This window comes from Klebsiella sp. CN_Kp066, from assembly GCF_040065135.1.
GTDB classification, from domain to species: domain Bacteria; phylum Pseudomonadota; class Gammaproteobacteria; order Enterobacterales; family Enterobacteriaceae; genus Klebsiella; species Klebsiella oxytoca.
This window is the reverse complement of record NZ_JBEAIU010000026.1, coordinates 122,225-136,737: the sequence shown is the minus strand read 5'-3', so window position 1 is coordinate 136,737 and position 14,513 is coordinate 122,225. Positions and strand designations below refer to the sequence as shown.

Here is a 14,513-nt window from a genome sequence, read left to right as displayed (position 1 = left end):
ATCTGACCTGCATCACATTTTTTTGCTTGTCCCATTGAGATTACCCGGCGGACAGTGAAATACTCACTACCGATTGTTACTGCTCCGGCAGGCAAAACCTGATTTCCTGGCATCTGTCGGGGTCAGGTTTTTTTGTTTTTGGGGTTCATATGCAAATCGCCAAAGTACTTAATAATAATGTAGTGGTGGTTGTCGATGAGCAGCAGCGCGAACAGGTGGTCATGGGCCGAGGACTTGCCTTCCAAAAACGCGTTGGTGACTCTCTTGATGAAAGTAAAATTGAAAAAGTCTTCGCGCTGCAGAGCGATGAACTGATTGGTCGTTTAGGCGAATTACTCAGTCAGATACCGTTAGAAGTGATGACCACCTGCGATCGGATTATCGATCTGGCGCGCGGTCGTCTCGGTAAGTTACAGGACAGCTTGTACATTACCCTGACCGATCACTGCCACTTTGCGATCGAGCGGCAGAAGAAGGGCCTCGCCATTCGTAATGTGCTGCTGTGGGAAATAAAACGGCTGTATCCTAAGGAGTTTGAGTTAGGGCAGGAAGCGCGGGCGATTATCGCCAAACGGCTTGGCGTTGAACTGGCCGAAGATGAGGCGGGTTTTATTGCCCTGCATCTGGTGACGGCGCAGCTCAACAGCGAAATGCCGGAGGTGATGCACGTTACCCGGGTCATGCAGGAGATTCTGCAGCTGGTGAAATATCAGCTGACCCTTAACTACGACGAAGAGTCGCTGAGCTACCAGCGTTTCGTTACGCATCTTAAGTTTTTCGCCCAGCGTATGCTGACGCGAACGGTGGTCGAAGATGATGATGTGACGCTGCACAGCGCGGTAAAGGATAACTACCCAAAAGCGTGGAAGTGTGCGGAAACCGTCGCCCGGCACCTGCAAAAGAGCTACCAGCGGCCGCTGACGACGGAAGAAATTATGTTTCTCGCCATTCATATTGAACGGGTGAGAAAAGAGGGACGCTAAGCGCCGATCGGGCCTGGCGCCAGGCTCCCACTCTACAACTGGATTGTTACTGCATTATGCAGGCAAAACCTGAGCGCAACGCTTACACGGCGTTGTTCTCGGGTTTTTTTATTTTTAATACTCAGTTAACGATGCCTGCGGGCAGCGGAAGTAAGGAAAAACAGCATGGAATATAAAGCACTCGCGCAGGATATTCTTAGCCGGGTAGGCGGCAAAGAGAATATTGTGAGTCTGGTTCACTGCGCAACGCGGCTGCGTTTTAAGCTTAAAGATAGCAAGAAGGCGGATGCCGAAGGACTGAAGGCGAATCCTGGCGTCATCATGGTGGTGGAAAGCGGCGGCCAGTTTCAGGTGGTCATCGGTAACCACGTACATGATGTCTGGCTGGCGGTGCGCAGCGAAGCCGGCCTGACGGACGACAGTGAGCCGGTTGCGGTGAAGGGCGAAAAAGTGTCGATTATCGGCCAGATTATCGACGTGGTTTCCGGTATTTTCACCCCGTTTATCGGCGTCCTGGCGGCCTCGGGGATCCTCAAAGGACTGCTGGCGCTGGCTGTCGTTTGCGGCTGGTTAACGACGCAACAGGCGACCTATAAAATCTGGTTTGCCGCCAGCGATGCGCTGTTCTTCTTTTTCCCGTTATTTCTCGGCTACACCGCCGGCAAGAAATTTGGCGGTAACGCCTTTATTACGATGGTGATCGGCGGCGCGTTAACTCATCCGCTGATGATTCAATCTTTCGAAGCCAGTATGGCGCCTGACGCCGCGGCGGAATATTTCCTTGGCATTCCGGTGACCTTTATCAATTACAGCTCGTCGGTCATCCCGATTATCCTCGCTTCGTGGGTGAGCTGCTGGATTGAGTGGCGGAGCAACGCAATACTGCCCTCGTCGATGAAGAACTTCTTTACCCCGGCGATTTGCCTGGCCGTGGTTGTCCCGCTCACGTTTCTGATTATCGGCCCGGTTGCGACCTGGCTGAGCCAGCAGCTGGCCAATGGCTATCTGCTTATCTATCAGGTTGCGCCCTGGCTTGCCGGAGCGGCGATGGGCGCGCTGTGGCAGGTGTGCGTCATCTTCGGTTTACACTGGGGCCTGATACCGTTGATGATTAACAACCTTACCGTGCTTGGCCATGATTCGATGATGCCGATGCTGTTGCCGGCGGTAATGGGGCAGGTTGGCGCCGCGCTGGGGATTTTCCTGCGCACTCGCGATGCCCGGCAAAAAGTGCTGGCGGGCTCGGCGGTATCCGCCGGGATCTTCGGCGTGACCGAGCCGGCGATTTATGGGCTGAATTTGCCGCTCCGCCGTCCCTTTATCTTCGGCTGCGTCGCTGGCGCTATCGGCGGCGCGATTGTCGGCTTCAGCGACAGCCACGTTTATTCTTTCGGTTTCGGTAACATTTTCACCCTGGCGCAGATGATCCCGCCGCAGGGCATTGACGCCACGGTGTGGGGCGGCGCGCTGGGAACGATTAGCGCATTAATCATCGCCTGCGTGCTCACGCTAGTCGCCGGGCTGCCGCGCAGCGCCGCCGAACAGGCGGCCGTTGTCGTGGCACCGGCCTCGGAAAACGATATTCTGGCGCCGATGACCGGCAGCGTGCTGGCGCTCGATCAGGTTCCAGATAGCACCTTCGCCAGCGGTTTACTTGGCCAGGGTGTGGCGATTATCCCTTCAGTAGGCAAAGTTATTGCGCCGTTCTCGGGGGAAGTCGCCTCGATTTTCCAGACGAAACATGCTATCGGCCTGCTGAGCGATAGCGGAATTGAACTGCTTATCCATGTGGGTATCGACACCGTCAAGCTCGATGGCGCGCCGTTCACCGCCCATGTTAAAGAGGGCGACAAAATTAAAGCGGGCGATCTGCTGCTGGAGTTTGACCGTCAGGCGATTCTGAACGCCGGTTACGATCTGGCGACGCCCATTATTATCAGCAACAGCGACGATTACCGTGCTCTCGACATTGTTTCCGCCAGCGCGGTGGATGCCGGTCAGCCGCTGTTGTCCGTAAGCCGTTAATCACAGGAGAGAGATGAATGAAGACATTCCCACAGGCGTTTTTATGGGGCGGCGCGACCGCGGCAAACCAGGTCGAAGGCGCTTATCTGGAAGAGGGGAAAGGATTAACCACTTCTGACGTCCAACCGCGCGGCGTATTTGGCGATGTGGTAGAACGCGTACCTGGCGATAGCGGCATAAAAGACGTCGCCATCGATTTCTATCATCGTTACCCGGAAGATATCAGCCTCTTTGCCGAAATGGGTTTTAACTGCCTGCGCGTATCGATTGCCTGGGCGCGTATTTTCCCTGAGGGCGACGAAACGCAGCCCAACGAAGCCGGACTGGCCTTTTACGACAAGTTGTTTGACGAAATGGCGAAGCATAATATCACTCCGCTGGTGACGCTGTCGCACTATGAGATGCCGTGGGCGCTGGTGAAAAACTACGGCGGCTGGGGCAATCGCAAAGTGATTGGCTTCTTCGAACGCTATGCCCGTACGGTGTTTGAGCGCTACAAGACGAAGGTTAAACTGTGGCTGACCTTCAATGAAATCAATATGTCCCTGCACGCGCCGATGACCGGCGTTGGTCTGCCGGCTGACAGCAGCAAAGCGGACGTCTACCAGGCCATTCACCATCAGCTGGTGGCGAGCGCGCTGGCGGTTAAAGCCTGCCATGACATCGTGCCTGAGGGCAAAATCGGCAATATGCTGCTCGGCGGCCTGATGTATCCGCTGAGCTGCAAACCGGACGATATTTTTGAAACGCTGCAGCAGAACCGCAGCTGGCAGTTCTTTGGCGATGTCCAGTGCCGCGGCGCTTATCCGGGCTATATGCTGCGCTATTTCCGCGACAACGGCATTAGCCTTGAGATCACCGATGCCGATCGCGAAGCCCTGAAAGAGACCGTCGATTTTATCTCTTTTAGCTACTATATGACCGGCTGCGTGACCGCCGACGAAGAGCTGAACAAAAAATCGCGCGGCAATATTCTCAGCATGGTGCCAAACCCGCATCTGGCAAGTTCGGAGTGGGGCTGGCAGATTGACCCGCTCGGTCTGCGCACGCTGCTGAACGTGCTGTGGGATCGCTATCAGAAGCCGCTGTTTATCGTGGAAAACGGTCTCGGCGCGAAAGATAAAGTGGAAGCTGACGGCAGCATCAACGACGATTACCGGATCAGCTACCTTAACGACCATCTGGTGCAGGTTCGTGAGGCAATTGAGGACGGCGTTGAGGTGATGGGCTACACCAGCTGGGGACCTATCGACCTGGTGAGTGCTTCGAAAGCGGAGATGTCCAAACGCTATGGCTTTATCTACGTCGATCGCGATGATGAAGGCAACGGCACCCTGGCGCGCAGCCGCAAGAAGAGCTTCTGGTGGTATAAAGAGGTGATTGCCACTAACGGCGGCAGCTTAAAAGAGTAATGCCCTGAGCACGAAAGTAACATCATCCATATGGCCCGGATAACCTCCGGGCCATTTTGCGTATTACGCCGGCTTGCGCGCGCGCAGCAGAAAAATCATCGGCCGCTCTTTTTCTTCATCCAGCGCTGGCTGGGCGGCAATCTGCTCCGCCGTTGGCCCCCATTCATCCAGATGCTCGATGATAAAACCGGCGGCCACCAGCAGGTTTATCCAGGTGGACAGCTTGCGGTGCTGCTTCTTCACCCCGTCGGCAAACCAGTTGCTGATACGTTCGCCCTCCTGCTGGTAGTGGCTCACCGGCCAGCGCTTCTGTCCGTTCTCATCTTCCAGCCAGCCCTGCTGCGGCGGGGCGGTATAGATGGGATGCTCGGCGGAGAACAGCAGCGTACCGCCGGGCGTCAGCGCCTGGTAAACGGTAGCGAACAGCGGCGCCACGTCGGGCAGATAGTGTAGCGCCAGCGAGCTATAGACCAGCTCGCAGCTATTTGCGGGCAGGGTCAGGTTCTCCAGGTTTTCACAGCGGTAGCGGATACCTTCGCCGCGGGTCATTTCGCGGGCACGCTCCAGCATCCGGCTGGAGAGATCCAGTCCCTCGACCTGCGCGGCGCCCCGATCGCGGGCCCAGCGGCAAAACCAGCCGTAGCCGCAGCCAAGATCGACGACGCGTAAACCGGATAACGGCGGAAGCATTTGCTGTATGGTTGGCCACTCAGGCGCGCCTTCCAGCCCCTTAACTGAACGGTCGAGGGTGGCGTATCCGGCAAAAAAAGCGGGATCGTCATAGATGTTCTGACTCATTTTCACTCCATGAGAAGTTTATTTTTAGCCTGCTAATAGTTACGGCACACGCTTTACTAAACGGCTATGATGCAATTAGCTTAATATACCCGACCTTATTTAATCATCTGACCGATTTCATGAACCTGACTTTGAGCAAACGCGCGTTGGCTGGCCTGCCACTGGCCATCGCGCTGGCGGGCTGCGCGCCATCGCACGATATTGGCAATCCGCTCCAGCAGCAAACCCCGGCATCCCACATCGCAATGGAACTGCCCGCCGCCGTGAAAAACGGCTGGCCGCAAAGCAACTGGTGGCAGGATTATCATGACCCTCAGCTCAATAGCCTGATTCAGCGTGCCTTAGCCAATGCGCCGGACATGCAGATTGCCGGGCAGCGCATCAAACTGGCGGAAGCGCAGGCGCGGATGTCGCAATCCACCCTGGGACCGAATCTGGATTTTTCCGCCGATATTGAACGGCAGAAAATGTCTTCCGAGGGGCTGATGGGACCGTTTGCCACCGATACCGACGGCAATACCGGGCCGTGGTACACCAACGGTACCTTCGGGCTGACCGCCGGATGGGACCTGGATCTGTGGGGTAAAAACCGCGCGCTGTTACAAGCGCGAATCGGTGAAGTCAAAGCTCAGGTCGCTGAAGAAGCCCAGACCCGTGAACTGCTGGCCAGCAGCGTCGCCCGTCTTTACTGGCAGTGGCAGACCGAGGCGGCCATTAAAAACGTGCTGACGCAGATGAAGCGCGAACAGAATAACGTCGTTACCGTGGATACTGCGCTGTATCAACGTGGGATCACCAACTCGGCCGAAGGGGCGGAGAACGACATTAACGTCAGTAAAACCGATCAGCAGCTTGCCGACGTTGCCGGCAGTATGAAAGAGATTGAAGCGCGGCTGATGGCGCTGACCAACAATCAGAGCCAGGCGCTGAATCTGCATCCGGCGGATTTGCCTGCCGTCAGCGCGCAAATGCCCAATGAGCTGGGCTATGAGCTGCTGGCGCGACGTCCTGATCTGCAGGTCGCCCACTGGTATATCGAAGCTTCCTTAAGCGAAATTGATGCCGCGAAAGCCGCGTTTTATCCGGATATCAACCTAATGGCCTTCCTGCAACAGGATGCTCTGCATCTCAGCGATCTGTTCCGCCACTCTGCCCAGCAGATGGGCGTCACTGCCGGGCTGACCCTGCCGATCTTTGATAGCGGTCGGCTGAACGCGAATCTGGATATCGCCAGCGCGCAAAATGGCCTGTCGATAGCGAAGTACAACAAAGCGGTGGTCGATGCGGTTAATCAGGTGGCGAAAACCGCCAGCCAGGTTGAGACGCTGATGGCGAAAAATCAGCAGCAGCAGCAGGTTGAAAAGGATGCTCAGCGGATGGTCGCTCTGGCGCAGGCGCGGATGAATGCCGGGATTATTTCCGGTTCGCGCGTCAGCCTGGCGAAGCTGCCCGCTTTGCAGGAGCGCATTACCGCTCTGCGTCTGCGCGGCCAGTGGCTTGATGCCAGCATCCAGCTAACCTCCGCGCTGGGCGGCGGGTATCATCAGGCGGCGAAGTAGTTCGGTTTCCCCGTCTTGCGCTGCGCTTAGCCGGGCTGCAGATCGCATGGTCTGTGGATCTGTCGCCCGGATAAGGTGTTGATGCCGCCATCCGGGCACTCTCATCACTCTTTCTTCTTTGCCTCGCGGCGCTTTAGCCACCAGTGCGCCGCAACCACCAGCACCACCGCCAGAATCAGCCAGATCCAGTGTTTCAAATGCGCGTCCAGATGGTGCAGCCACGGGCCTATCGCTTCGCCGCCGAGATAGCCGAGCGTGGTAAAAATTAACGCCCAGATAATCGCGCCGAGAATATTCAGCGGCAGAAACACCTTCGGTGGCAGTCGACTGGCGCCAATCAGCAGCGGGCCGATAACCCGGAAGCCGTACATAAAGCGGGTGCCGATGACAAACAGGTAGGGGCGACGCTGGATCATGCGCTGGGCTTTCTGGATCCGCTTCTTCTGCCGGGAAAACCGGCGCAGGATGCGTCCGCCAAAGCGTCTGCCGAGCAAATAAAGCAATTGATCGCCAATCATTCCCCCGAGGGCGACCGAGATAACCACCAGCCAGAACTTCAATAATCCCTGATGTGCCGCCACGCCGCCGAGCAGCGTGATGGTTTCGCCTTCCGCCATGCTGCCAATGACCAGCGCCGCGTAGCCGTACTGGGTAATCAGGTTATTGATATCCATATAAAGATAAACTCCATAAAACGTCAGTCCCTTAATCATACACCCTGATGATAAAAATGCCGGGGAAGCGCATTTTTCTTGCTGTACACAAAATAATCTACAAGGTGAATTATACTTGGATTAGTGCTGTACCACGCCGTGACAAGGGGGACGCTATGAACCATGTCTGGGGGCTCTTCTCGCATCCTAATCAAGAGATGAGCGTTATTAAAAGCGAAAACGAAACCGTTTCGCATCACTACACGCATCATGTGCTGGTTATGGCAGCGGTTCCGGTTATCTGCGCCTTTATCGGCACCACGCAGCTGGGCTGGAACTTCGGCGACGGCACGGTGATAAAACTGTCGCTGATGACCGGCCTGGCGCTGGCGGTGCTGTTTTATGCCGTGATGCTCGCCGGGGTCGCGGTGATGGGGCGGGTTATCTGGTGGATGGCACGAAGCTATCCGCAGCGGCCTTCCCTTAAACGCTGTATGGTTTTCGCCGGCTATGTCGCCACGCCGCTATTCCTGAGCGGGATCGTGGCGCTCTATCCGCTGGTGTGGCTGTGCGCGCTGGTGGGAACCGTCGCGCTGCTCTATACCGGCTATCTGCTGTATCTCGGGATCCCGACTTTCCTTGGCATCAATAAAGAAGAGGGGCTAAGTTTCGCCAGCTCGACCCTGGCGATTGGCGTGCTGGTGCTGGAAGTGCTGCTCGCCATCACCGTGATCCTCTGGGGCTACGGCTATCGACTCTTCTGATTAACTCATTGCCGGCATAAATAGTTTTTTATGTCGGCAATGCAGCATTTGTTCACGATTCTTATTAGCCAGCGCGCGTTCTGACAGGGTATGATGATTTTTGCCAGCGGTGTTATCCCCAGCGCCGCGGCGTACGTTCATAACGTGCAAAAATACTTTTCAGAATGTTCACGATGACCAAATTTCGAGTTTCTTTGCTCAGCCTGACGTTGCTGCTGGCTGTGCCTTTTGCGCCCCAGGCGATGGCTAAATCCCCCGCGGCGGTGTCCGCTTCCCAGCCGGATATTGCGTCCGGCAGCGCGATGATCGTCGACCTTGCCAGCAAAAAGATCATCTATGCCAGCCAGCCGGATCTGGTTCGTCCGATGGCGTCGATCACCAAGGTGATGACCGCGATGGTGGTGCTGGATGCCCATCTGCCGCTTGATGAGATGCTGACCGTTGATATCAGCCAGACGCCTGAAATGAAAGGGATCTATTCACGCGTTCGCCTGAACAGCCAAATCAGCCGCCGCAATATGCTGCTGCTGGCGCTCATGTCGTCGGAAAACCGCGCCGCCGCCAGCCTGGCGCACCATTATCCCGGCGGCTATAACGCCTTTATTCGCGCGATGAACGCCAAAGCGCAGGCGCTGGGAATGACCCGCACCCGTTACGTTGAGCCCACTGGCCTGTCGATTCATAACGTTTCCACCGCGCGCGATCTGACTAAGCTGCTGATCGCCAGCGAGCAGTATCCGCTGATTGGCCAGCTGAGCACCACGAAGGAAGATATGGCGACTTTCGCCCATCCCGCCTACACGCTGCCGTTCCGTAACACCAATCATCTGGTCTATCGTGATAACTGGAATATTCAGCTGACCAAAACCGGTTTTACTAATGCTGCGGGCCACTGCCTGATTATGCGTACGGTGATTAATCAGCGCCCGGTAGCGCTGGTGGTGATGGATGCTTTTGGCAAATATACCCACTTTGCCGATGCCAGCCGTCTGAGAACGTGGATTGAAACCGGGAAAGTGATGCCGGTTCCGGCTTCCGCGCTCAGCTATAAAAAACAGCGCGAAGCGCAGATGGCCGATGCGATGCTGAAAGGCGGCGCGCAGACCGCGCAGAACGATTAACCCCCATTTCCCCGGATTACGGCGTAAACGCCTTATCCGGGCTACAGAACCGCGCTGAACCGTAGCCTGGCTAAGCGCAGTGCGAGCCGGGGGATTTTCCCGGAGGCGGCGCTGGCGCGCCTGTCCGTGCTACCGCTTACCCGCGACCCCGAGGGGTTACTCCGGCAGCGTCCAGTCGCCATCGCCGAGCGGGCGCTGCATAATCAAGGTGTCGCGCCAGTCGCCCATCTTATAACCAACGCTGCGCAGCTGGCCCGCCACGCTAAAACCGAACTTTTTATGAATTGCAATCGACGCGGCGTTACTGTGGCCGTCGCCGATAATGGCCAACATCTGTCGCCACGGTCCCTGTTCGCATTTCTCTATTAACCGGGAGAGCAGCGCGCTGCCGATGCCGCGTCCGCCCATTCCCGCCTCCACGTAAATGGACTCTTCGAGAGTGTAGCGGTAGGCCGGGCGAGGGCGATAAAACGTGGCGTAGCAGTAGCCGACGATGGTTCCGCGCCACAGGGCAACCAGCCACGGCAGCCCGCTATCGCGCACGGTTTTAATACGCTTGCGCATCTCGTCGACGGTCGGCGGGATCTCTTCAAAAGAGGCGCGTCCATTGAGCACGTGCCAGACGTACAGCGCGGCGATGGCGTGGGCGTCATCGGGCAGCGCCTCGCGGATCTCTAAGTCAGCGTCGTGTAATTTATCCACTGCGGACATGTTGGGTTCCTTAAGCGGGTTTGCCGGAGAGGAGATTTCTCCGGCGTGCAGCGTAATACAGAAGCCCCGCGGCTGAACAGCCCCTCGTGGGGATTATTGCGGGTCGGTAGTGCTTGCCGCGTTATCCGGCGTTTCTCCCCAGTATTTTTGCTTGCTGGTTTTGCCGATCCCCGGGTTCATACTGTTGGTTGGATCGTTCTCACGATAGAAACGTTTTAAGCTTTCCGGCGCCTCATAGAGATGGCCGACGTTATGCTCGGCGGGATACTGAGCGCCGCGCTCCTTCAGCAGCACCAGCATTTTCTCCTTCAGTTCGTGGGCATCGACGCCTTTTTTCACGATGTAATCCTGATGGAAAACGTGACACATAAAGTGACCGTAATAGAGCTTATGCACCAGTTGGCTGTCAATATCAGCGGGAAGATGCTCAAACCATTCGGTATCGTTACGGCGCAGGGCGATATCCAGCGCCAGAATATCTTCCACCTCATCGGCGTGAACCGCCTGATAGCGGATCGCCGCACCCGCAGCGGCAAAGCGGTGCAGGAAGGCTTTGCTGCCTTCTTCCGCGGTGCAGACGAAGAAATCCCCTTCGGCATTCTGGAAATACTCTCCAAGCCATGCCTGGGCTTCTTCGATGCCATCGCCCGCCATTTTCAGCAGCAGATGGTGTTCATATTTATCGCGCCAGGTTTTCATTCGCTCCGGCAGGTGCGCCGGGAAGACGTGACCCAGCTTCTGCATAAAGCGGTCGGTGAAGTGCGGCTTAAACAGAGAGACTTTCTCCAGCATCGCGTCGGTGCGGCCCTTCATGGTAAAGAAGAACGGCATTTTATCGGTGCCGAGCTTGTCGATCATCAGGAAGGTATCTTTCCCGTACTGCTCGGCGATGTCGTAAATATCGCGGTGCATGTACTCGCCCGCAACCGGCAGATGGCTGAATTCGGCGAGAATATGGCGGCGAATTTCGGTCAGCACTTCCGGCCGGTTGGTGCCGATGTAGAACACCTGCTGGCGTTTTTCCGCCGGGAAAGTATCGAGGCGCACGGCGAACACCGCCAGCTTGCCGGCGCAACCCGAGGATTCAAACAGGCGGTCCGGGTCGGCGTTGTAGCGCGCCGGGGTATCGGCATTCACGTCGCGCACGCGGGTGACGTAATCATGATCGTGAGCGTGGCGGCCATCGTGGCGGACATCTTCATCTTTAACCCGCTCGTCGTCGAGGCGGCTGAGGATCTGCTCCGGCGTGGTGCCGAGGTCGATGCCGAGGTGGTTCACCAGCGTCAGCTTGCCGTTTTCATCAATTTGCGCGTACAGCGACATTTCGGTATACGCCGGGCCACGCTGTACCAGCGAGCCGCCGGAGTTGTTGCAGATCCCGCCGACCACCGATGCCCCGATGCAGGATGAGCCAATGACGGAGTGCGGTTCGCGACCCAGCGGCTTCAGCGCTTTTTCCAGCGAATAGAGCGTTGTGCCGGGATAAGCCAGTACCTGTTCGCCTTTATCCAGCAGGTGCAGTTTATCCAGGCGCAGGGTGCTGATAATGACGATGTCGCGATCGTAATCATTGCCGTTCGGCGTTGAGCCTTCGGTCAGGCCGGTATTTGCCGCCTGCATCAGAATGATTTTATCGGCGTTGACGCAGGCGTTCAGCACGCGCCACAGCTCCAGCAGCGTGCCGGGAAAGACCACCGCCAGCGCTTCCCCCTGGCCGGAGCGGAAGCCTTTGCGATAGCGCTGGGTTTTGGCCGGGTCGGTCAACAGATGGGAGGTGCCAACCAGGCGAGCGAGTTCAGCCAGAAAAGCGTTGTTATGAGTTGTTGCAGATGACATGTTCCACTCCTTGTGGCGGTACAAAATTATCAAAAATAAGAATAGCCCTTTGTATGACAATTTGATGCATCAATGTTTCGAAAAATCAGAGAACAATGCGCGCTTTCTTCAGGCGTCTCGTTTATGTTTATGGCAGACTTCGATTTTTGCTATCTTTTCGCCGATCTGGCCGACTGGAACAATGAGGGATAAAAATGAAATGGCTTTGTACTGTAGGCGTCGCTGTGAGCCTGGCGCTGCAACCCGCGCTGGCGGATGAATTGTTCGGCAATCATCCCTTAACGCCGCAGGCGCGGGATGCGTTTGTGGCCGAACTGCTGACGAAAATGACGGTGGACGAAAAAATCGGTCAGCTGCGCTTGATTAGCGTCGGTCCGGATAACCCGAAAGAAGCCATCCGCGAAATGATAAAAGAGGGGCAGGTAGGGGCGATTTTTAACACCGTGACCCGCAATGATATCCGCGCTATGCAGGATCAGGTGATGGCGCTCAGCCGCCTGAAAATTCCGCTGTTTTTCGCTTTTGACGTGCTGCACGGCCAGCGCACGGTATTTCCGATATCTCTTGGCCTGGCTTCCTCTTTCAACCTCGATGCGGTGAATACCGTCGGGCGGATTTCAGCTTATGAAGCGGCCGACGATGGCCTGAACATGACCTGGGCGCCGATGGTCGACGTCTCCCGCGACCCGCGCTGGGGCCGCGCCTCGGAAGGCTTTGGCGAAGACACTTATCTCACCACCATCATGGGGGAAGAGATGGTGAAATCCATGCAGGGCAAAAGCCCGGCGGACCGCTACTCGGTGATGACCAGCGTTAAGCACTTTGCCGCCTACGGCGCGGTCGAAGGCGGCAAAGAGTACAACACCGTCGATATGAGCCCGCAGCGCCTGTTTAACGACTATATGCCGCCGTATAAAGCGGGGCTGGACGCAGGCAGCGGCGCGGTAATGGTCGCGCTCAACTCGCTTAACGGTACTCCGGCAACCTCGGATTCCTGGCTGCTGAAGGACGTGCTGCGCGACCAGTGGGGCTTCAAAGGCATCACCGTGTCCGACCATGGGGCCATAAAGGAGTTGATCAAACACGGCGTGGCCGCGGACCCGGAAGACGCGGTGCGCGTGGCGCTGAAGTCCGGCATCAACATGAGCATGAGCGATGAATACTACAGTAAGTATCTGCCCGGGCTGGTGAAGTCCGGCAAGGTGACGATGGCGGAGCTCGATGACGCAACCCGCCACGTGCTGAACGTCAAATACGATATGGGGCTGTTTAACGATCCCTATAGCCACCTGGGGCCGAAAGATTCCGATCCGCAGGATACCAACGCCGAAAGCCGTCTGCATCGTAAAGAAGCGCGTGAAGTGGCGCGCGAAAGCCTGGTGTTGCTGAAAAACCGTCTCGACACGCTGCCGCTGAAAAAATCGGGCACTATCGCGGTAATCGGCGCGCTGGCCGACAGCAAGCGCGACATGATGGGCAGCTGGTCAGCGGCGGGCGTGGCCGATCAGTCGGTCACCGTGCTGGCCGGAATGCAAAAGGCGCTGGGCGATCAGGGCAAAATCATCTATGCCAAAGGCGCCAACGTCACTGATGATAAAGGTATCGTCGACTTCCTTAATCTGTACGAGAAAGCGGTGCAGGTTGATCCACGCTCGCCGCAGGAGATGATTGATGAAGCGGTGGCGGCGGCGAAGCAGTCCGACGTGGTGGTTGCCGTGGTGGGTGAAGCGCAGGGTATGGCGCATGAAGCCTCCAGCCGCACCGACATCACCCTGCCGCAGAGCCAGCGCGCCCTCATTAGCGCGCTGAAAGCGACTGGTAAACCGCTGGTGCTGGTGCTGATGAACGGCCGTCCGCTGGCGCTGGTGAAAGAGGATCAGCAGGCCGATGCGATACTCGAAACCTGGTTCGCCGGTACCGAAGGCGGCAACGCCATTGCCGACGTGCTGTTCGGCGACTACAACCCGTCGGGCAAACTGCCGATGTCCTTCCCGCGTTCGGTCGGGCAGATCCCAACCTACTACAGCCATCTCAATACCGGTCGCCCGTACAATGCAGATAAGCCGAACAAGTACACCTCGCGCTACTTTGACGAGGCCAACGGCCCGCTCTATCCCTTTGGCTACGGCCTGAGCTATACCACCTTTAGCGTTTCCGATGTGAAAATGTCGGCGCCGACCCTGCAGCGTGACGGTAGCGTAACCGCCAGCGTGCAGGTGACCAATACCGGCAAGCGTGAAGGGGCGACGGTGATTCAGCTTTATCTGCAGGACGTCACCGCTTCCCTGAGCCGGCCGGTGAAAATGCTGCGCGGCTTTAAGAAGGTGACCCTCAAGCCGGGTGAGACGCAAACCGTCAGCTTCCCGATTGACATTGAGGCGCTGAAGTTCTGGAACCAGCAGATGAAGTACGACGCCGAGCCGGGCAAATTCAACGTCTTTATCGGCGTCGATTCCGCCCGCGTGAAGCAGGGCGAGTTCGAACTGCTGTAATTGCGCTTTGTCGCCCGGGTAAGGCTGTGGCCGCCGCACGGGAACACGCATTCCTTATCCCAAAGGCCGATTTATCGGCCTTTTCTTTTTCCGCTCCGCCCCAAATGAACTACGCTTTTGGCTTAAGCTCCTGTTAATGGAGCGCAAATTAAAGAGGGA

General features: G+C 56.9%; 10 protein-coding genes and 1 pseudogene. 7 read left to right on the top strand and 4 right to left on the bottom strand.

Annotation, left to right across the window (positions count from 1 at the left end; all coding sequences use genetic code 11):
* Positions 1-149 precede the first annotated feature (149 nt).
* The 3 genes and pseudogenes from bglG to ascB all read left to right on the top strand — a co-directional run bounded on the left by bglG (position 150) and on the right by ascB (position 4,420).
* Complete coding sequence (gene bglG / locus ABLV75_RS08085; protein WP_004103859.1) at positions 150-983, top strand: transcriptional antiterminator BglG; 834 nt, start codon at positions 150-152, stop codon at positions 981-983.
* A gap of 53 nt (positions 984-1,036) precedes the next feature.
* Positions 1,037-3,008, top strand: a pseudogene (bglF, locus tag ABLV75_RS08080) (PTS beta-glucoside transporter subunit IIABC).
* A gap of 17 nt (positions 3,009-3,025) precedes the next feature.
* Positions 3,026-4,420 carry a 6-phospho-beta-glucosidase gene (gene ascB / locus ABLV75_RS08075; protein WP_004103857.1) on the top strand — a complete coding sequence of 465 codons (1,395 nt, stop codon included), beginning with the start codon at positions 3,026-3,028 and terminating at the stop codon, positions 4,418-4,420.
* A 63-nt stretch (positions 4,421-4,483) separates the two neighbouring features.
* Here ascB and ABLV75_RS08070 read toward each other — a convergent pair whose 3' ends face one another.
* Complete coding sequence (locus tag ABLV75_RS08070) at positions 4,484-5,218, bottom strand: class I SAM-dependent methyltransferase (protein ID WP_004103854.1); 735 nt, start codon at positions 5,216-5,218, stop codon at positions 4,484-4,486.
* A gap of 119 nt (positions 5,219-5,337) precedes the next feature.
* On the opposite strand from ABLV75_RS08070, the gene mdtQ reads away from it, so the two are divergent.
* The gene (gene mdtQ / locus ABLV75_RS08065; protein WP_004103852.1) at positions 5,338-6,777 is read left to right on the top strand and encodes a multidrug resistance outer membrane protein MdtQ; all 1,440 of its coding nucleotides are present in this window, start codon (positions 5,338-5,340) and stop codon (positions 6,775-6,777) included.
* A gap of 104 nt (positions 6,778-6,881) precedes the next feature.
* Here the strand turns inward: mdtQ and ABLV75_RS08060 are convergent, their stop codons facing one another.
* Positions 6,882-7,451 (bottom strand): DedA family protein, encoded by a 570-nt coding sequence (locus ABLV75_RS08060; protein ID WP_004103851.1) that lies wholly within the window; start codon positions 7,449-7,451, stop codon positions 6,882-6,884.
* Positions 7,452-7,606: 155 nt separating this feature from the next.
* Here ABLV75_RS08060 and ABLV75_RS08055 point away from each other — a divergent pair, with 155 nt between their 5' ends.
* The gene (locus ABLV75_RS08055) at positions 7,607-8,194 is read left to right on the top strand and encodes a Yip1 family protein (protein ID WP_004103850.1); all 588 of its coding nucleotides are present in this window, start codon (positions 7,607-7,609) and stop codon (positions 8,192-8,194) included.
* 173 nt (positions 8,195-8,367) lie between these two features.
* Positions 8,368-9,315: a D-alanyl-D-alanine endopeptidase gene (pbpG, locus tag ABLV75_RS08050; protein ID WP_004103849.1), complete on the top strand. Its 948-nt coding sequence runs from the start codon at positions 8,368-8,370 to the stop codon at positions 9,313-9,315.
* 156 nt (positions 9,316-9,471) lie between these two features.
* Here pbpG and ABLV75_RS08045 read toward each other — a convergent pair whose 3' ends face one another.
* Both ABLV75_RS08045 and dld read right to left on the bottom strand, forming a co-directional pair.
* Positions 9,472-10,026: a GNAT family N-acetyltransferase gene (locus tag ABLV75_RS08045; RefSeq protein ID WP_004103848.1), complete on the bottom strand. Its 555-nt coding sequence runs from the start codon at positions 10,024-10,026 to the stop codon at positions 9,472-9,474.
* Between the two features lie 93 nt (positions 10,027-10,119).
* On the bottom strand, positions 10,120-11,862 hold the full coding sequence (gene dld / locus ABLV75_RS08040) for a D-lactate dehydrogenase (RefSeq protein ID WP_004103847.1): 1,743 nt from the start codon (positions 11,860-11,862) through the stop codon (positions 10,120-10,122).
* A gap of 194 nt (positions 11,863-12,056) precedes the next feature.
* Here dld and bglX point away from each other — a divergent pair, with 194 nt between their 5' ends.
* The gene (gene bglX / locus ABLV75_RS08035) at positions 12,057-14,354 is read left to right on the top strand and encodes a beta-glucosidase BglX (protein WP_004103846.1); all 2,298 of its coding nucleotides are present in this window, start codon (positions 12,057-12,059) and stop codon (positions 14,352-14,354) included.
* Positions 14,355-14,513 lie beyond the last annotated feature (159 nt).

What these genes read in the sequence shown, in the direction of transcription:
- ascB (WP_004103857.1), top strand. Translation starts at nt 3,026, where the DNA reads ATGAAGACATTCCCACAGGCGTTTTTATGGGGCGGCGCGACCGCGGCA.
- dld (WP_004103847.1), bottom strand. Translation starts at nt 11,862, where the DNA reads ATGTCATCTGCAACAACTCATAACAACGCTTTTCTGGCTGAACTCGCT.
- bglG (WP_004103859.1), top strand. Translation starts at nt 150, where the DNA reads ATGCAAATCGCCAAAGTACTTAATAATAATGTAGTGGTGGTTGTCGAT.
- pbpG (WP_004103849.1), top strand. Translation starts at nt 8,368, where the DNA reads ATGACCAAATTTCGAGTTTCTTTGCTCAGCCTGACGTTGCTGCTGGCT.
- mdtQ (WP_004103852.1), top strand. Translation starts at nt 5,338, where the DNA reads ATGAACCTGACTTTGAGCAAACGCGCGTTGGCTGGCCTGCCACTGGCC.
- ABLV75_RS08045 (WP_004103848.1), bottom strand. Translation starts at nt 10,026, where the DNA reads ATGTCCGCAGTGGATAAATTACACGACGCTGACTTAGAGATCCGCGAG.
- ABLV75_RS08060 (WP_004103851.1), bottom strand. Translation starts at nt 7,451, where the DNA reads ATGGATATCAATAACCTGATTACCCAGTACGGCTACGCGGCGCTGGTC.
- bglX (WP_004103846.1), top strand. Translation starts at nt 12,057, where the DNA reads ATGAAATGGCTTTGTACTGTAGGCGTCGCTGTGAGCCTGGCGCTGCAA.
- ABLV75_RS08055 (WP_004103850.1), top strand. Translation starts at nt 7,607, where the DNA reads ATGAACCATGTCTGGGGGCTCTTCTCGCATCCTAATCAAGAGATGAGC.
- ABLV75_RS08070 (WP_004103854.1), bottom strand. Translation starts at nt 5,218, where the DNA reads ATGAGTCAGAACATCTATGACGATCCCGCTTTTTTTGCCGGATACGCC.